Raw genomic sequence first — 21,105 nt, 5'->3', positions numbered from 1 at the left:
TGTTTGAATACAATCATTGAGATGTTTTTTTCAAACATGCTATATGATTAAAATAAAGATGCTGCATGACTTTGTCTATGAATACATTGTTTTTTAATGCTACAAATATATGCAAAAGGTTCTTTCATTTTGCACAAACCAATTTATATGTTCCACTTTGTATCTCTTTGGGTTCTTTCTCTCCCGGAAGATAAACAACAGCCGTCGTATTCACCGGAACAGATACGTTTAAAGTGAAAGTCCCGTTCTGGCTAGTCCAATCCACAACAATAGTACCGTATAAAGTTTCATACGATGCTTTGACATATTTCAAATCTCCTACAGGCTGGGGAGCGATGATAAACTTTTGATAGGTAGTAGATGGGCGAATACCGACCAGTGAATTAAAGAACCATTCATCAATCTGTCCCATCATAAAATGATTCCAGGAAGAACCTTGGCGGGGATCCCATTGCTCGGTTAATGTTGTTGCACCGAATTTCAACTGGAAGCCATATCCGGGAGCTTCTTCGTGGTTGAACATCTTATAAATAAGTTCGTGCTGATCCTTACGCGCCAGTGTCTGAATCAGATAGCGGTTACCCACATCACCGGTCGTTAAGCGATTGCCATGTGCTTCCACATCTTTAATCAGATTCATAAGTACTTTCTCATCCAACTTTGCATCCGGTTGATAACTGCCTTGTTCATCTGAATCCTGCGTCATCTGGAGGAATAACGGAAGTGCATTACTACATTGGCTCCCTGTACCATACTGTGCTGTCTCTTTATTGAAAAAACATTTATTAAATGCAGCAAGTATTTCATGTGCCAAAGAAGTATAATAATGAATGTCAAAGTCATTGCCAACCATTTTCGCAGCTTTTATTAAATACATTACTGTCATATAATAATGCGCGGTAGCCACCAAGGGAACCGGTGTGTTCCTAGAGAATCCGGCACGAAAATCTCCGTAATCATACCAATCTCCCAAGCCGAAAGAAAGAATACCCATCTCTGCACGAGTCTTCAGATAATCCACATAACGGCGCATATTCGGATAATATTTCTTAATCAACGAGTCATCTCCATACGTCTCATAGTACATAAATGGGAAAATAACCAGAGAACCACCCCATTCCGGAGATTCGGCAAAAGCATCCATACCCGGACCTTCAAAAACCACGTATTCCGGAGCAGTTGTCGGCATGGCACCGTTGGCATGTTGCGCATCTGCCATATTCTGCATAATCTGCGGAGCATAAGCTGTCAAATCATAGTTGTATAATAACCCAGGACCATTCAAATGCACCTGTTCCAGCCAGCCTAGTTTTTCACGATGCGGACAATCTGTAAACACAGACTGCATATTACTACGCACTGCTTTTTCGATCAATCGATGGGCAGCATTAAATATTCGGTTGGATGATTCGAAAGTGGAAACTTTCTTAGCTGAATTAAATACGAAGCAGGATTGAATATTCTTCAACACAGGCAACTTCTGCGGATTCTTTTGTCCTTTTAAGACAGCCCCCTCGACTTGAATATATCTAAAACCGTAATAAGAGAAACGAGGATGCCAGGTTTCGTCACCTTCACCTTTCAGTGTATATTCATAATAGTGTTGACGTCCCGTTTGTCGCTGATTACAGGCACCTTCATCCGTCAATGCTTCGGCTACGAGCAGAGTCACTTTCTGTCCACGTTTGCCACGTACTGTTATTTCCGGAAAGCCAGCCAGATTTTGCCCCATATCCAACACGAAAGCAGAAGGATCGACAGTTCTTTTTGTCGATTTAGAAGCTGAAGCAACCTGTTCTGCATTTAGTTTGGTTACCTTTTGAATATCATATCGTTCCATGATTTTCACCGGAGGAGCCATCTGTGGACGTAGTATTCCTTTAGGAGCTTCCTGTATAACTACCGGACGCCAATGACTATCATCAAAGCCAACCTGATTCCATCCTTTTTGCTCACGACGAGCATCGTAATCCTCACCTCCATATATGCAATTGAAGGTCATCGGACTAAAATCATATTTCCAGTCATTGTCAGAACGGAGTGTTGTAGATGTTCCGTCTTCGTAATTAATAACCAGTTCAAATAAAAGTGTAGGAGGACCAAAACTTATCTGTAATTTGCGATAACGTCCTCCCTGCACATTATAGAATCCATTCCCCAATAAGATTCCCACGGCATTCTCACCATGCCGCAATTGTTCCGTTACATCATACGTGTTATAGTAAACAGTTTTATCATAATCACTCCACAGTGGAGCAAATTCACTGTTGCCTACTTTCTTGCCATTCAAAGAGAATTCATAGAATCCCAAACCACAAACGTATGCGGTTGCTTCTACTATTTTCTTGCCCGATTGACGGTTTGTATTCCCTTCTGTCCTATCTCCCACCTGGAATGTTCTTCGCAAACAAATACTTTTCTTTGCTAAAGTGTCCACTGCTTCCCAAGCTGCCTTTACCTCCGGTTTCTTCAACTCTCCACCGTGAAACTTGCGTCCTTCCGGTAAATGAGCATTCTGACGAGTGATAGCTCCAATCCATTTTCCTTCGGAAAGTCTTGAGGAAGCAGAGCGGAACTTTGCTTCACGGCTCCATTCAGAGGGTGCATCTGTCTCATCCCAAACACAAACCCGCCAACTATAATTAAATTGATTATCAGGACGTATATCTGCCCCTTCTATAGAAACCAGCTGGCTCTGCGTAGAATAGACTTTTCCACTATTCCAAACGGAACGTCCTGTAAAAGCTTCCCGGATGTCAATCTCATAAGCGGATTGTCGCGTTCCATTTTCCGGCGATTCCATCACCCATCCCAAGCGAGGTGAACCTTCGACCACTACCAGACCTTCCTGCATTTCACAGGTAAGACGGCTGATCGTTATATTTTTTGCCTGTACAATACAGGGGAGACAAAGCAGTATTAAAAGAAAATAATTTCTAAAATTCATCTTTCATATATCTTTATTTGTTTGATAAACGAGAAATTAGGCACGGATTACACGGATTTCACGGTTTTTAGAAATATGATCGCGTAAAGCAACAGTGTAATCCGTGCCTAAAATTTATCATTCAAGAACATTTGTACAAACAATTCTTGTCAATGTATCTGCATGGGCGACTTCTTTACCATCAACAAAAATGCGTAATCCTTTTCCGCAATGATAACGATCGCCATTCTTATCCCAAAGAATCGTCAGATTATGACCGTGATATAGTACATTATCCAGGCAGAACCAATCCCATTTGTCGACAGGGATCAACGGATTTACTTCAATTGTATTATCCAGACGCGGACGAAGTCCAATCAGTCCTGTAATCATCAAATCGTTGAAAGTAGAATGATTATAGTAACGGCTGCGCTCCTGATCCCCTTTCAACCAATAACCGGTCACTTCATCCAAATATTCGCCAATGTAAGGACGACCACGATGATATTGTGACTCCACATACAATTCCATCTGACGGAAATATACACTGTCAGACAATACGGTCTGCGGATAATTATTCATAAAGTTAGCCATTGCTGTCAATGTCTGTGCAGAAGCAAACGGCCAGATAGCTCCGTCCCACTCACACTTACCCACTCCACGTGTACGGAATTCCGGATGACGACGCTCTGCAGTAGTCAATCCGTAAGGAGCAGAGAAGCCATTTTCATCCATAATCTCCTTCCAGGCAATTTCATATTTTTTTGTTGTATCCGGCAGGTTGAAATACCAGGGAATATATCCGATTGCTTCACGGACATTTGCTGAAGAGTCTGTACGCATCGTTTCAAAAAACTGGTGACGGGTATTCCACAACTCATTTTCTACCAGATTTCTCAACGTGTCTGCTTTCATATCATATTTCATAGCCATCCCCTCGTCACCGGAAAGAATTCCCATACATGAAAGTGCTTTGGCATTGCCATACATATAACTATTGATTGTCGGGCGGGCATATTTTTTCTTCCGTCCACCACTGATAGATTCTTCCATACCATCCTGTACATCCCCCTGCCAGTACAATCCATTCTTCAAACGGTTCGTACGTTCCCAACGTTGATATTCAGTTTCCAGATCTTTTTTCATATCCACCATAAAATCTTTATCCCCATCTACCATATAACGGGCCAATACAGCATCCGCATTCCATGAGCTGAACTTATCCATTTTCTTCATCGGACCGCCGTCATTGCCACGATACCATGTATGAATAATCTGATCCAGATATTTCGGGTCACGTAACCAACGGCTCTCATAAATATGATGTCCGATCGCACAAGCGATCAGGTTATATTTATCAGAATAGGAACGCTGAACGAGGAACTCCGTCATACCATATCCTACAGGAGTTTCTTTGATATGCTTACGCAATGACCACCAACGATAATAATACATCTCTTCAAAGTTATGTTGCGGGCATTCAAACAAAGGAATATTTTCCTCCATCCATTCCGAGGCTTTTGCATTAGGAATTGCCTGAACGATGTTCTCATCTTCCATGTGATTGAAATAGTCTGCATAATGACTGAAGTCAGCATACTTTAAAAAAGCAGAAGATGCATCTTTATCCATAGAAGATGTTTTCACATGGGCAATACCATATTCTGCCAATGAATCTTGTGCACCTGCATTGGGCAGATCATAAGTCTGATCGGCAGGAGTATCTACAGTCGGGAATGTACGAGGTACACCGGTACGGAATACGATCCGTTCAACAGCAGCCACAGGTGCGTAGAACATACGCAGTCCTACTCTTTTACCATCTACATATACTTGAATATTACGATCGGCAGTTGAAAGAACTGCTTCCACGTGATAAACCTTTCCTGCTTCATATTTCATCATATTTGCAAACCGAGAGCCACCTTTCATTCGGAAAATTCCATCATCAGTAAGTTCCATACGGGAACATGCTATTCCATTCTCATCCAGGAATTCAATCTGAAGGGTACCTTTATCATTTTGCCCGGCTTTCAAATCGAATGATACTTTCAACTCTTTAGAAGCCGGTATTTTTCGTTCCACTTTAGCATAATCAAACGGGTCTTTATCTTGCAGTTTCAGCCATTTACCTTCCAGAGAAACCGGAGCCCAAACCGGAGAATAAATATTCCAGTCAGTCAGTTCTGCAATTGATTTATTGTTTGAGAAATCATCGTCCGCATGTGCTGAAGCATTTATCTCTACCGGAACAGGAATGCGGGAAATCCACATATCTTCCTTATTCACGCTGTAAGAAACCCATAAATCACCATCTGCAGGTATTCCATTACCTTCCTGAATACCACGTGGATATTGGGGACCGTATGATTTATAATTTCCTCCATAGCGCATTGGAGTGATTTCACCATGCACTAAATTTAATGTCGTATATTCCAATCCATCTTTACTCAAAGAGATAGCTAGCGGCCAACGAAATTCCGATGGATTATATACTGTAGCATACGTTCCGTCACTTAGACGTTGTCCCCAGATTTTTGCATTGCTATTTACGAAGCCTTTTGCACGAAGCACCGGTTCTGCCCAGGTATGTCCGCCATCCTCACTGATAGAAGTAAGTGCATGTTTCCAAAGACTGGCAATACGTCCATCCGGCAATGTATAACAATTGAATGCTTTATATCCTTTCTTCAACGGAATGAGAGGATCTTCACGGTCGGCTTCTTCCACCCACTGCATCATATACAGCGGATTATCGAGAATTTCCTGGCAAGCTTTCACAAACTCACGATCCTTACTTTTCTTAAAATATGGATAATCGGTATTCTTTTCATTAAATCCATGATTATAATAAATGAAATAGATCGGTCCGAAAGAACCGTCTTTCTTTATTTCACGAACTACGCGGCCAATACCGTTTCCATCATTGGGGTCATCCTTTTTATCCAAAGCAACTCCATAATTCCCCATTGTAATCAGTTTGCCGGATTTAGAGACATAGAATCCAACACGTTGGTGCATAATGGCAATCAGATCTTTGGCCTGCACACCCGGACGAGATTCTTTGGTATATCCATCGGGCACTTTATAAGGAGGGAATACTATTTCCGGATTCATCCAGTGATATCCATCCTTCGAAGTCATCAGAAAAGTCTGTGAAGGCGGTATGTGTTCATCAGAAGGGTCTGCCAGGTACTGATAGAAAAACTGGCCATTCCAATAAGCGAGCATCGGCTGGTGATTATAAGTCCATCCATTGCCGTTCGAAGCATCCGGATGTTCGCGATTAGCACGTACCAATTGAATATTATGCACTCCGACTACCGGAGACAGTTGCCCGTCGTGATAAGCAGGATTTGATAATTCTTTTCCTGTATAATGGATTCTATCTTGTGCAAAGGCTGTAGTAGTCAACCATCCGGCAGCCAGTACAAAAAGAATTTTAGCAGAGTTGTTCATGATTTATTTCTGATTTTAAATTAGTTCCGGATTTATTTCTTTTCTTCCAGCAATGCCTTTACTAGTGATTCCGGAGCTTTGAATATTGTTCCATGCTTATGCCCCACAGGGATGCTTACTTCTTCTGTTACGTCTGTAAAGTTCCGGAAATCCTTTGTACGCATAGCACCATATATTTTTTTCTTATACACATCAAAATAGATTAAATAATCATCGCCCAACTTCTCTACAGACGGTCCTTCTACAAAGGATTCTGTAAAAGGCTGTGATGCCGGCGAATAAGGTCCGGTCATAGAATCGGAAAAAGCGATTTTCAGATTGCGCTCCGGACGGGTATTATCCTTAAGCACCATGACATAGTCATTCTTCGCCCGTTTCACGATGACAGCATCAATGGTGCTGAATCCCGGGTCGTACAGAAGTTTTGCTTTCGAAACTGTCTTAAAATCCTTTGTAGTGATATAGTATAAACGATGATTGTTATTCTCTTCCTCTATCCCCTTTTCAAAACGCCCGGGGACACAAGAGGCCCATACAACCATAAACTGTTCACTCTCGTCGTCATAGAAAATCTCCGGAGCCCATACATTAATGGTAGTCGGTTCGTCTGCCATTACAGGAATCATCTGTTGCTCCGACCAGTGAATCAGGTCTTTGGAATGTGCGTAACCAAATCCCAAATCACCTTTCCAACTTGTAGTCCAGACCAAATGGTAAGTTCCATCCGGAGTGCGCACCATTGAAGGGTCCCGCATTAGTTGATGCTGCCCCAATTCCGGTTTCAACCAGATTCCCGGAATACTATCCCAATGCATTCCATCCTCACTATATAAGTATCTCAATCCCTCATCAGCCGGTTCATGAAATGAAGTGAACATATAGTAGTCTTTGTTACCTCCACAAGAAGCCAAAAACAGAAGACTTATTGCAGCTAATGTATTTCTTAACTTTTTCATTTCTATATTCTATAATTGTATCCTTTATACAGAGGAGACGATAATAAGTCTAATTTGTACTCAAATATAACGGAAGAATCACCAGATTCAAAATTTATATATGATAAAAGGGCGACTCTCCGAGCCACCCTTTCCACCATCAAACAAACTAACCATTTACAATGGGAAAGAATTTCGCTTCTTTTTATAGTATCTTATTTTTTTATTATAGAGAACCTCCACGAGCTTTTACACGTTTATACCATTCCTCACGTTCTTTCTTCAGGTCATATCCACGTTTAGCCAGATAATTATTGATACGTCCTTTGTACTTTCCGAAAGCAGCGTGTTTCTTGTTCGAATTTTCTGCATCCAATGCGAATTCACGTGCCTCTATCAGCCAAGCATATATTTGGGCTTTTTCTTCTTCTTTCAAAGTGGGAATCATGTCCAGATGTGAGTCATAAGTCACTTTCACTACTCCATAAGTCATGCCATCCTTCACCGCCTCTATTTGCTTTTCATCAAGAAAGAGGGATAAATCGGCAGGAAAAGCGAAATGTGAACGGTATAATGCCGCATCTTTTTCATTTTCGGCAGCTTTCAGTGCTTCATTTTTAGCATCGCCGGTCAACCCTGAATCTTTTACCTTCTTGACTTTTGCATCCCTTACTTCATAAATATCATTTAATTCGAAGTAACGATTGGCTATGATATTACGAACGTCTTCGGCAATTTTCGCATCTGTAAGCCCAAGTTTATCAACGATCTTCTGGGATCGGCCGACAATAGACTTCACATATTCAGGATCACGATTCTCTTTATTTAAGTCGATTGCCTGTGCGGACATCCAACCAAAAATAAAAAGCAATGATAGTATCAGTATCTTTTTCATTGATATTGTTTTTAAAGTAAGATGCCGAAAGAAAACTTGGCTCCGGCATCTTACCGGCGATTACATTAATTTTCCTTTTTCAGCCAATGTATCGTAGTTGTTCTTCATATCTCTCCAATCTACTTTATGCTTTGTGCTGATACCGTTGATATATTTTTCAATATTAGTATATCCGTCACCTGTACAATCCTTATTAGCATCACTCGGATCATTCGGATTCAAGCCATTGGCAATTTCCCATTCATCCGGCATACCGTCACCGTCTGTATCTACATAAGGAGTACCTTTATATTCAGGGAATCCACCCATCTGACGAATATCAGTAATAATACCCTGCTTATAAGAGTCTTTCGGCAAACGACGATATTTGAACTGTCCGTCTTCACCCATTGATTTAGGAGACAAGCCGGTCAGATCGCCATAAGCATCTTTCGGAAGTTTCTTTTCATAATAAGGAATGCCTGTTTTCACCTCTTCAATCACACGTTCATCTACAATATCACGACAAGGGATAGTTGCACCTGCATGTTTCAATACATAATCATAGGCATCATTAGCACCCATAATATTAATATACGGCATCTCAAACGGTTGATAGCTCCGTATGTTTTCAGTATATCCGTCAGTATTTGATTGGTCTTCAATCTGAATACCACCTTTCCAGTTGTCCGCTGTAATGGCAGGATAACCTTCCATGATGTTTCCATCAGCATATACACGTCCATATGCCTTATAGTTCAATTTACTACGTCCGGCTTCCGGTTTCAGGATACGATGTCCCACATTAGAGTCTTTCGGCGTAGCAGGTCCCGGTTTGTAGTAGTTATTAATCATATTGAACATTGCGGTATAATCACCACCGTCAGAAGAACGATGAACCCAGTTGAACACTACATTATTGACAAAGTTGAATATTCCATTCCAACCGATAGAAGGGTTACGTCCTGCATTACTAGCCCACAGGTTACGGGCAAATGCACAGTTTTCACCTCCCAAGGTGCTACCAAATGCATGGTTGTATGTATCCAATGCTTTTGCAGAGATTGTATTCTGAATAGTCACATTTACAGTAGGAAGTTTCAAATCTTTGCTTTCATATTGACCTTCACTAGGATCATACATATGGCGATAGAAAGAAATATTCTCATCCAATCCCCATGAGCAAGAACAATGGTCTATCATGATATTACCGATCGGATTACCTCCGAAAGAATCATCGCGATGCCAAACCTTTGTTTCTCCACGACGGAAACGCATATGGCGCACAACAACATCATGTGTATCTACCCAAAATGATTCGCCGGCAATACAAACGCCATCCCCGGGAGCCGTTTGTCCTGCAATGGTAACATAAGGAGCACGAACTATAATCGGAGACTCCAAACGGATAATACCTGCCACATTGAACACGATAATACGAGCGCCCCCTGTTTCACAAGCTTCACGGAAAGATCCAGGTCCACGATCATTCAAATTAGTCACAGTAATTACTTTACCGCCGCGACCACCGAAACTATACATACCGCCACCTTCTGCTCCAGGAAATGCCGGGATATTCGCTTGTGGCAAATCGCATGGACGACTAGCCCAAGGAATATAAGGACGTCCCTCCTTTGCTTCTTTCTGCACTATTGGCAGTGCCTTCGCCCATGCTTCATCAGAGCGCTTCCGCTCTTCAGTCATCATCTTTTTATAGTTTTCTTTGGCTTCGTCGGTTATTTGTGGGTATTGCGCCCATGCAACAGTCGGAGTCAACATTGCAGCAGCAAAAGCTGCTAATAATACATGTTTCTTCTTCATTTTTATTTGGTTTAGTGAAGTTGTTAATTCAAAAATACAATAATAAGACGAAAGAGAAAAAGATTTGTAATCAGTAGAGGGAAAAAAACTGTTTCTTATCTGTTTTATTTCAAGACGATCAATGATAAACTAACAGAATATTATTAAAATTCCCGTTTATCATTTCAAAATAGTTACTACGTCTAATAGTTGACCTTAATTTGGACATTCTTGCTATTTGTAATCTCAAAATCAATAAAAAATCACCGGTCCTCACTATCTTTTCAGGAAAAGAATAGAGAATCGGTGATCTTTTATCGTTTTTTACGGCTAGAGTACCTTTTAAAGTTCGGTAGGCGTTTACCTATTTCATGGCTGAACTTTTTCCAGTATCCGCCTCTTATTCCGCAAGCGGATCAAAAGTACCATTGGAGCCACCATTCATGTAATCTCCCCAACCTATAGTTTGTTGTAACGTAGAGTTATTACCCTGAATGCCTTGATTGAAGCCAAGGAAATAATATCTAGGAAGAAACGTAATATACAATTCTGAATGACTGTCATTATATGAATCTCCTTTCTTTGTTTTACGAGTTAAGTTAGCTTCATAAAATGTCTTCAGTCTTTCTTGTTCATTGGTTAGTTCTTTTCTCAAATCCATAGCTGCCGGACGTGTAACACCAGCTTTTACCAATGGATCTGAATCAACGGTTGTACCACCAACTCCAACTCCACTGCCACCATCTATGTTCACACGGAACTCCAGATTCTCACGACGCTGTCCATTCAAAGGTTTGAATCCAAGATATGTACAAGTATTTCCTCCCCAGCCAGTCAGCTTCCAGGAAACGGGTGCTCCGTCAGGCAAAGTCGCACCACCATCAAACAGCATCCAACGACGCATATCATCAAAACGTTTCCCCTCATAAGCCAGTTCTATCTGACGTTCGTACAAAATAGCAGCCATACACTTCGCTTGATCTCCGCTTAAACCAGCCTCTAACCCGAAATTATTTTCTGCAGTATAACCCACACGTGCGCGAATTCTTTGTAATTGTTCAACAGCGACACCTAAATCACCTGCATTACATGCTGCTTCTGCATAATTAAGCAACACCTCCGCATATCTGATTTCCATATATGGAGCAGCAGAACGAGTAAAACCACTAGTAGTAGCATAAACATAACGCGCAGTAGCATTCACATCCATATCATCTGAACGCTTACGGATATAAAAGCCTTTTACATTCTTCAATAAAGCATCTGCTCCATAAGTCACATCACTAGTTGCTTCTACATCATCTACATAAGCTGCATCCGTATACCAAGTATAATTCCAAAGCTCATAATTGGGACCATCGTACGGATTTTGATTTTCTGCCAAACGCGGATCACCTGTAAACGCCCAACGAACACCAGGAAAAGCAAATGTACGATAGAAACGCGGGTCACGATCAACAAAAGGAAACTTTGGATCGCAAACTAATTCGGATCTAGTCAATGTAGTATACGTATTACAAGAAACAGGAACTTTTCCATCTGCCATAGGGAACATATCAACTAACATTGCCGAAGGAGTCTTACCTCCTCCACCTAAAGCATTGGAAGGACGAATACCTTGCTCCCATGTATTATTCTTGCGATAATCCGGTGTACCCTCTGTAAGCGTATTATGAAGTGTAACAAAAACGGCTTCCGTACTGGGAACTTCAGCAAATATTTTAGCCCATCCTGAAGCGTTCACACCGGGATTACTTTCATTTGCCAAATCATATCCGGCCGCTGTCAGTACATCAATAGATCTCTTTATATCGTTGTAGGCTTGTGTCCAACGAGCAAGATCATTTGAACGATTGAATAACGGACTAGCATAAAGCAAGCGTACACGCCCCAATAAAGCTACTGCCGTACCCGAAGTGACACGACCATAATTATCACCAGACATCCATTGACCAGATCCCGTAAAAGGAGCCAACAATGTCTCGGCCTTTTCCAAATCATCACAAATAAAATCGAAACAATCTTTTGCAGAAGAACGAGGAACAACTGAAGTTTCCACAGGTTCTTGTACTTCTGTAATGATAGGCACGCCACCATACCATTTCACTAGATTATAATAGCACCATGCACGAAAGAAATAGACTTGCCCCAACAATTCATTCTTCTCTTCCTGTGAAAGAGTACTGCCTTCTACCCCCGCAATGACATCATTGATATTACGTATACGTCCATAAGCAGAGGTAATAGGATCGCCTTTCGTCCCCTCAAAATAATCAGGTACAGGGTTATTTCCCGTTTGGGAAGTCAAGGGACTTAGTGGATTTACAAAAGCTCCAAATCCACTATATTCTTCGGTCGATTTAGACTGGTCATCCGCCAAGCCCGTACTGTTGTAAATAGAACTGGGTGTTGACTTAGGATCAGGCAAACACACCTTGTATACATCTGCTACACGTGCCAATGCCCCACTCCAATAATTATAAGCATCGGCTGTAGTACTATCGTAATTTTTCTTATCCTCCATGAACTGATCGCTACAAGAAGCGAATGCTGTTGCTGTAAGAAAAGCTATGCTGATACGAAATATATTTTTTCTTTTCATTATCTTATTCTTTTTAGAATGTTACATTAACTCCAACCGTAAATTTACGCAAAGTAGGATAATTTCCATAAGTAGTCATTGGATCTATGAAATTGTCTGGATAAGGATTACAGAAGCTTAATAGATTCTGTCCCGTTATGTTAAAACGGCAGCTTTCTATGCCTATCATCTTTGTATATTTTGACGGTATACGATAAGCCAAAGTCAGACGGCTCATCTTAATTCGGGTACCACTTACTCTCCAAAAGGAAGACTGAACTGCATTCACGCTACTCCATCTTAAATTCGGATATTTACCATTGCGATTAGCTTTTACAACAATATTTCCAGCTGCATCTACTACATCATTGTATACAAACATATTATCCGTATTCCAGAATGAAGGCATATTTGCATATTCCAAATCATTGTATTTATTAGCGGAAGTACCTTGATTACCCAAAGAAATAGCATCGTCTGGTAAGAAGCTATAGCCACCCCAGCTTGCATTAAACTGAGCTGTCAGTGAGATTCCCTTCCATTCCGCATTCAGATTCATTGTCATACTATAAGGATTGCTCCGGTTAGACAAGCGTACTTGATCGTTCTCTGTACTTACCACTCCATCGGGTGCAGCATAAGTACCGTCTGCTTGTCTTTCACCACGCACATCTTTATAAATCAGCATTCCCGGCTTTACATCTTCCTTAGCATAACCCATATAAGAAGTGATATTATATTTGGTGAAATACTCATCTATATCTTGATAATTACGGAACATACCGATACACTGCATACCCCATGTCCCCTGGTCCAAACGATCACCTTTTTTATAGCTCTTATAAGTAGCAGGATTGTCCCAGTCTCTTACTAAAATCTCATTATCACTGAGACCTGTATTCAGTTGGATCTTATATTTGAAATCCTTACCGATTTTATCTCTCCATGTAGCAGAAAATTCAATACCATAAGCATTCATTTCACCGTAATTAACTTTAGCAGAATTAGCACCCACTGTAGAAGGTACAGAAGCATTATAACTAAGCAACATTTCACGATTCCATTCATAATATGCATCAATATTAAAAGATAAACGGTTATTGAGTACATTGAAATCAAGACCAAAATTACCTTTGTAAGACTTATCCCAATGAGCGTCCCGATTAATAGCAGCATTATTTTTATTCATAGTTAAATGACTACCTGCATTATCTGTTGTACCTGTTCCAAAAACAGGTCCCTTATCCTTGTCTGTTCCATAGGTCTGAAGCCATTGCCAAGCTGTCGTATTATCACGCCCAGTTAAACCGAAAGATGCACGCAATTTAAAGTAATCCACCCACTTCACATTATCAGCAAACCACTTTTCTTGTGAGACAATCCAACCTGCTGATACAGAAGGAAAGAATCCCCAATAGTTTTCAGGAGCAAACTTTGTAGAAGAATCTGAACGAAGCAAAAATTCGAACAGGTATTTGTTATCATAAGAATAATTTAAACGACCGATATATGATAAATTTCCTGTTTCAAAACGGGTAAAATTAGTACTTGGTGTACTATTCCAATCTACCGAATTGGACTGCCCAGTCGTAAATTCGTAGGGATTAGTTACCATACCATACAAATACTCCGTTTCTGATTCTGATTTTTCAATGGAGAACAAAGCTCCCACAGAATGTGGCCCAAAATCCCTATTATAAGTTGCCGTAAAGTTCATTTGATAATTGTCAGAACGAGTCATTGATCGAGACAAATATCCAGTTATATCACTTGTACTAGAGTTTACTACAGGTTTACCACTATTTGCTAAGAAGAAATTTGTATTTTCGAATGCACTGTTATCCGCCCCTTCAATCGGAGTATACAGATGCTGTCCACTTCCTGAACGAGTTTCCAAATAATAGAGGTCATAAGAAGTGCCATAGTCATTCGTCTTATCTGTATTGATACTCTTCGAGTAAGTAAACTTCAATTTCAAGCCCTTCAACCATTTATTCCATCCAAAATCATATTCCAGTCCGGCGTTTACATTCATGTTTGACGACATATTCCGTTTGTAATCTCCGTTATTCTGGAGAACATTGAAATTGTAATTTTGTATATTACTTACCTGCGAGTTTGTAGGACCGTAAGCAGCTACCGCATATTCACCCACGTACTCTGGTATATAATAAGGATGAGTTAACAGTGTATTATAATCCTTCTCGGCCGATGAACCGCCCACCTGATTCAATGGAGTATTTTTCTTTCCATAATCACCGGAAACTTGCACATTCGCTTTCAACCATTTGCTAATCTTAACATCAATACCTGCACGGTAATTCCAACGGTTATAATCCAGCTTTCCCAAGTTACCCTCTTGGTCGAAATAAGAAATACCGGCAAAATAACTAGCTCTTTCGGTTGCACCACTTAAATTCACACTATGCTGCTGAGTCAATGCAGATTCCCAATATTTATCCAATAAATCGTAGTTCAAACTTTTCATGGCATTCAATTCATCCTGTTGAAAAATGGCTCTCAACGGGTCAATGCTTGTCTCTGTCGGATCAGCCATGCGCACTGCATTCCACAATTTTCCATATTCATATGCGCTCAACATTTTGGGGCGAGATACCTCATCCGTAATACCGAATGTTCCACTATATGAAATCTTTGGTGTACCTAATTTACCTTTCTTTGTAGTTACCAAAATAACTCCATTGGCAGCACGGGCACCATAAACAGCAGCAGATGCATCCTTCAAGATAGAAATACTTTCCACTACTGATGGATCAAGATTATTGAATGCTTCCGCACCAAGATTTGTATAAGAGTTTCCTACTTTTACCTCCGTAGGATAAATATATCCATCAATAACATACAAAGGTTGTAAATTATCATTTCCCATATTTTTCAAATCACTGGTCTGACGAACTGAAATGGTCGCGTTCTGCCCCGGACGTGTATCCCCCCCGCTTACAGAAACGCCATTGACCAAACCGCTCAACGTATTAGCCAAACCGCCACTTGAAATATCTTGGATCTCATCAACAGGAACGGTGGCAATAGCACCGGTCAGATGTGCCTTTTTCTGTGTACCATAACCTACTACCACAACCTCATCCAGTTGTTGAGCATCTTCTTTCATGATGATTTTAGTAAGTTTGAAAGGAGCAGAAAAACGCTGCGGCAAATATCCTATGTATGAAATTTCCACTTCTTTACCATCTGGAACATTCAATGTGAAATTACCGTCCAAATCAGTAATCGTCCCAACAGTAGTTCCCACGACTTTTACGGAAGCCCCAATAACAGGCTGTTCAGTCTCATCCAAAACAACACCTTTAAATGTTTTCGTATTCTGGGCAATTACAGGCATCGCCATTATAAAAGCCAAGAGTATACACAAACAGATTCCAAGTATATTCTTATATTTCATTTTTATCTTATTATAGATTTATAATCTTTTTAGTTTAACCAACGTGGGTCACCACTACCATGACTGAACACTTCCGGAGCACTCGGAGTAAAATCCCCATTAGCAGGATTTGTAAATACAGGATCTACACCATATGCAGAAGTACTCTTGTCGCCATCATCACGATTTGTGGTTTCATCTAATGGTAATGCTCCATTATACCAATAGCAGTTATTATCATAAGTTGCAGCTACATTGGTATTTTGCATTCTTATACGACGATTGAAATTGCCAGAGAATGAATCAATGAACAAATTCTTGCTTACTACTATTGAGTTATTTCTTCCTGTCCAACTATTGCAGTTGAAACTTTGTCCATTATATGAGATATTATAGAAGGTATTATTCTTAAATGTCATCGTACAAACTGTCCAACCTGCTTTCGTCGCATTTCCATTTGAATAACGTAAAAAACGCGGATTAACCCGTGTATGACTATAGAAGGTCGAGCTACTGATTTCCAAATCTTTTATGAATGAATTTTGTTTGTTAAAATCAATAAAATCACCAGAATCACCACCTACTTGATGAGCCTCTACAATACAATCTCTAATAATTAGATTCTGTACAGCATACTTTTTATTATTAATATTAACCAATTTACATTTTACATTCCTGATTTCGCAAGACTGGAATATAATAGGATTTGTCACCATTCCATAACTGTCTATTCCCGTTATTTCTGCAGGAACATCACCAAATTTCAAGAAAGTTCCACCTTCTACTACACTACAGTCAAAATCAATAAACTTCAACGCTAATCCTCCACCACACGTAATAATGGAACCTCCAGTTCCTGTGAAATTCACTTTAGCATGATTCAATTTATTACCACGTAACTGAACATTATTCACTCCAAAATCTAAATCTCCAGAAATGGTATACGTACCCCCTGCTTCCAACTCAAAGGCAACTTCTGTATCTTTCCCTGTAGTGACCGGATTATTGGCAAACCATGCAACCAAATCTTCTCCATCAGGAATAGAAGTCGCCGAAATTAACGTAGTCCAAGTTGTTTCTGTAGCCGAAGTAGCATCTGTATTGTTTAATTTCTCGTTTCCCAGTGTTTTAATTTCCGCTTTATAATTGGTATCATCCAAATAAGGACACACTACAGATGATCCGTCTATAATGCTATCCTTCACTACTGCCACAGGATTATCGGGATTATCAACAATATACAAGGAGAATTGATAACCTCCCGCACCCATAACCACAGGCCAAGTGACTTTCACATTAGTAGTGCCGGGAAGTTTGGAAAACGCCACTTCAGATGCATCCGGAGACTGCAATTGTGTATCTGTTACTCCCCCAGAGAACGTTTCTTTATCAAAACCATCTCCAGCACAAGAGCTAACAGAAAAAATCATCGACAAGCAAATTAAACTTCCGACGACCGTCTTTTTAATCTTCATCTTACTCTTCATAGATTAAATTTTAATTTAAACAAAAATAATATATTATATCTTCAAAATCTAAAAGATCTTTTAAGGAAAGACGTACAATCAAAAAAAATGTAATCACTTAAAAGGATAAAAAATAGATTTTGCGCTTTTTCTCTCTCTTTGTAATATTAACTATATCATAATCATCCTCCTATCTTTACTGAAACACTTCTTTCAAATACTTAATATTCGTGCCATAATTCTTCTTCACATTTCGCACATCATCCTTATCACGTGAACGTTCTACTACTAGCCATCCACTCCATCCCATCTTGTCTAGAGTCTTTTTCACCTTATTCATGTCCAATCGTTCATTAAAAGGCAGAGTCACTCCATCTGTATCCGTACAGTGAATCTGGCAAATATTCTTTTTCCCCAGAATCTTCAATTCCTTACATAAATCCCTTCCATTCTCCAATGCATTTTGAAATTTAAAATAGATCTTGATTCCCGGAGAATTAATTTCTTTCAGCAGTTTTACATCTCCTTTAGCATCCAGTTGAGTTTCAATGCCGATAACTACTCCTTCAGAAGCAGCCATATCTCCCGCCTCCTTCAAACGTTTTACAACTTCTGTTCGAAGTGCTGAATTCTTTTCCCATCCAGTTTCGATCCCCCCCAAAGGAAGAAAAGCGACTTTAGTATTCATTACTCTCATTGCATGAAGGCAGTCTTGAACCAACTCTTTATAATTAGCACGTTCCAGAAAAGACTGTCCGTAGAAACCGGACATAGCAATAGAAGAAACCTCTAATTGATATTTTTGAGCAGTTTCACGAAATAGCTGCTGAAAATGAGATTCCCGCAATTTATTATCAAACATTTCTCTCTTGCCAAGGCCACCCATATCTAGTTCGACGCCGTCACCATTCAATTCGTGTACCAATTGAAATGAACCGATTTTCTGACGCTTCAGAATCATCCAGTCACATACAGCTATTTTATAACGTTGTTCCTTTTGCTGCGATCCGGCAATCGCTAATAGAGGGAAACACTCTGCAAGTATTAATATCCAAAGGATATGTTTGAATAATTTTCTTCTTGTTTTCATCTTATTGCCTACAATTTACATAGTAGACGTATGAAAAAGATTTTTGTAATCACCTATAATACAGAGAATAACTAGATATGTGAAAGAGTATAGCCTAATGAAAATAAAATAATGACGGTATCCGGGAGAAATAGTGACGCTATCTTAGCCGGATACCGTCACTATCCCGAGCATATAGCGTCGCTATTTTCCGAGAAGTAATAATAAAAGTAAATGTAAAAAAAATGGGCTGCCGGACCATAAGAAGTCCGACAGCCCTGTCAACCCAAAAACGATACCTATGAAACACTGTGTGTTATTTCAATTCAAATTTTAAATATTTGCCGTGAACAAGTTCATCATGTGTAATATGATATTTATTAAACTTTTTACCATTCAACAGTACCTTATCAATATATAAAGTTCCTGGTTGAGTGCGATTAGTTTCAATAATTAGCTCTTTCTCTTTATACCATTTCGGATCTAACCGAATCGTTACCTTATTAAAAACCGGAGTCGTCAATGTGTATTCGGGCAGTCCGGGACAATCAGGATAAAAACCAATCATATTGAAAATAGCCCAGGAAGACATCGTTCCCGTATCATCATTTCCCGGAATACCATCAGGTTTGGTAGTAAAATACTTGTCTATTAAACGTTGCGTCTCTTTCTGTGTGCGCCATTCTTCACCTTTAAAATATGAGAATAAATGGGCATAAGCAATATCCGGTTCATTTGCCGGGTCATAAAGCCCTTCGTCAAAAACCATTTGTAGCTTATCAATAAAAGGTTTCTTCCCACCCATTAGTTTTGCCAAGCCATATACATCATGTGGCACATAGAATGTATAATTCCAGGAATTACCTTCATGGAAACCGGGATTCGGTTCAAAGTTCTCTCCTTGTCTCGGATTAAACGGACTGTAAAAAGTTCCATCCGGAAGAATCGGACGGAAAGTGCCAAATTCTTTACTATAATAATGTTTGTATCCCAGAGAACGCTTGTAGAACATCTCTGCATCTTTCTTTTTACCCAAAGCCTCTGCAAAGCGAGATAACGCAAAATCAGCAATATAATATTCCAATGCATGAGATACGGAATTGTCATACTGTTCGCGAAGAGGCACATATCCCTTAGACATATAATCATCATTATCAGGACGCATCAAGTTTTCCGCTCCGGGTAATGTAGCAGATTTGTACATTGCTTCATAAGCCAGATCAACATCAAAATCACGCAAACCTTTCATCCAGGTATCTACAATTACCGGAATACTCGGATCACCTTCCATTGTCAATGTTTCCCTGCCATATAATTCCCATTTAGGCAACCAGCCATGTTCGCGATACATATCGAGCATTGTACGTACCATTTCCATCTGACGTTCCGGATAAACCAAAGTCAGCAATTGATGAACATTGCGGTAAGTATCCCAAAGAGAAAAGACAGTATAGCGATCTCCTTTTGTTGTCAGAATCTTATCACTTTCCATTGCCGGATATTCTCCGTTTACATCCTGCAAAATATTAGGATGAATCAGCAAATGGTAAAGTGCTGTGTAAAATACAGTTTTTTGAGCATCCGTACCACCTTCTACAGTTATACGTGATAAGTCATCATTCCATTTGGAGCGTGCTTCAGCATGAATCTGCTCGAAATTCTTTCCAGCCTGTTCACGATCCAGATTCAACCGGGCATTTTCTATACTTACAAAAGAAACTCCCATTTGTACTTCTACCTGCTCACCTTCTTCTGTGTCGAAGGAGAAATAAGTACCGATGTCATCTCCTGCTATTTCTTTTCCGTAGCGAGTATAAAGTTTATACTTTCCCTGGTCCGGATCCCATTCAGCCTCAACACCCGTCATCGCACGTTGTTTCTTCCAATACCCTGTTGCAGAAGGGTTCTTTTTAACCCGTAATACAAAGTAAATAGGAAACACAGCTTGAGGGTTATAACAGAATGTACCAAGCAATTTGACTCCTTCCACCTCACAATCGCTTACACGACGAAGCATGGCACCGCTCTCATTCGTTAATCCTTCACCTAAATTCAACAATATATGACTTTTTCCTTTTGGAAAAGTAAAACGGGCAATACCGGTACGAGGAGTAGCCGAGACTTCTGTTTTTACGTTGTATTTAGTCAGATAATTAGAATAATAACCCGGTGAAGCCTGTTCATCCTTATACTTACTACCATATTCCTTATAATCCACATTCAGTTCTCCGGTAGTAGGCATCAGCAATAAAGAACCTAATTCCGGACAACCGACTCCACTCAAATTCACATGAGCATATCCGGTAAAGAAACAGTTTGTATATTCATAAGGTGTAGACCACCACCGGGCGTCTTTATCATAGGTATTTTCAGAAGATCCCATCACATTGAAAGGAACCACAGACATCATACCATTTGGACAAATCGCTCCAGGATTGGTAGTCCCGAAATTAGTAGTTCCGATAAAAGGATCTACATAATCTATCAAAAGACTTTTATCCGTATTTTTTAGGGGAGGGCTTCCCCCTTCCCCCGCATAAGCGGAAAGAAGGGAAAAAGCAAGTGTGTAAGTTAATATAATACGTTTCATATCTT

At 40.0% G+C, this 21,105-nt stretch carries 10 protein-coding genes; all 10 read right to left on the bottom strand.

The features are described 5' to 3' along the window. Positions 1-124: 124 nt before the first annotated feature. The 10 genes from H8796_RS17475 to H8796_RS17430 all read right to left on the bottom strand — a co-directional run bounded on the left by H8796_RS17475 (position 125) and on the right by H8796_RS17430 (position 21,100). Positions 125-2,947 (bottom strand): glycoside hydrolase family 78 protein, encoded by a 2,823-nt coding sequence (locus tag H8796_RS17475; protein ID WP_158570818.1) that lies wholly within the window; start codon positions 2,945-2,947, stop codon positions 125-127. A gap of 117 nt (positions 2,948-3,064) precedes the next feature. After that, positions 3,065-6,385 (bottom strand): glycosyl hydrolase family 65 protein, encoded by a 3,321-nt coding sequence (locus tag H8796_RS17470; protein ID WP_117933599.1) that lies wholly within the window; start codon positions 6,383-6,385, stop codon positions 3,065-3,067. Between the two features lie 32 nt (positions 6,386-6,417). Then, positions 6,418-7,341 carry a glycoside hydrolase family 43 protein gene (locus H8796_RS17465; RefSeq protein WP_008999527.1) on the bottom strand — a complete coding sequence of 308 codons (924 nt, stop codon included), beginning with the start codon at positions 7,339-7,341 and terminating at the stop codon, positions 6,418-6,420. Between the two features lie 205 nt (positions 7,342-7,546). Continuing rightward, entirely contained in the window at positions 7,547-8,215 is a 669-nt protein-coding gene (locus H8796_RS17460) for a DUF3826 domain-containing protein (protein WP_117933597.1), read from the bottom strand. Positions 8,216-8,275: 60 nt separating this feature from the next. Then, on the bottom strand, positions 8,276-10,015 hold the full coding sequence (locus H8796_RS17455; protein ID WP_117933595.1) for a thrombospondin type 3 repeat-containing protein: 1,740 nt from the start codon (positions 10,013-10,015) through the stop codon (positions 8,276-8,278). Between the two features lie 379 nt (positions 10,016-10,394). Continuing rightward, positions 10,395-12,596 carry a RagB/SusD family nutrient uptake outer membrane protein gene (locus H8796_RS17450; RefSeq protein ID WP_117933594.1) on the bottom strand — a complete coding sequence of 734 codons (2,202 nt, stop codon included), beginning with the start codon at positions 12,594-12,596 and terminating at the stop codon, positions 10,395-10,397. Between the two features lie 13 nt (positions 12,597-12,609). After that, on the bottom strand, positions 12,610-15,996 hold the full coding sequence (locus tag H8796_RS17445) for a TonB-dependent receptor (protein ID WP_117971583.1): 3,387 nt from the start codon (positions 15,994-15,996) through the stop codon (positions 12,610-12,612). A 29-nt stretch (positions 15,997-16,025) separates the two neighbouring features. After that, complete coding sequence (locus H8796_RS17440; protein ID WP_117933590.1) at positions 16,026-17,462, bottom strand: DUF4992 family lipoprotein; 1,437 nt, start codon at positions 17,460-17,462, stop codon at positions 16,026-16,028. A gap of 175 nt (positions 17,463-17,637) precedes the next feature. Further along, the gene (locus H8796_RS17435) at positions 17,638-18,531 is read right to left on the bottom strand and encodes a sugar phosphate isomerase/epimerase family protein (RefSeq protein ID WP_117933588.1); all 894 of its coding nucleotides are present in this window, start codon (positions 18,529-18,531) and stop codon (positions 17,638-17,640) included. 295 nt (positions 18,532-18,826) lie between these two features. After that, positions 18,827-21,100 (bottom strand): GH92 family glycosyl hydrolase, encoded by a 2,274-nt coding sequence (locus H8796_RS17430; protein WP_117933587.1) that lies wholly within the window; start codon positions 21,098-21,100, stop codon positions 18,827-18,829. Between the last annotated feature and the right edge of the window lie 5 nt (positions 21,101-21,105).

This window comes from Bacteroides sp. M10 (genome assembly GCF_014334015.1).
Classification (GTDB): Bacteria; Bacteroidota; Bacteroidia; order Bacteroidales; family Bacteroidaceae; genus Bacteroides; species Bacteroides intestinigallinarum.
Note: the sequence above shows the minus strand (reverse complement) of the source record. Positions and strands in the feature narration are given on the sequence as shown.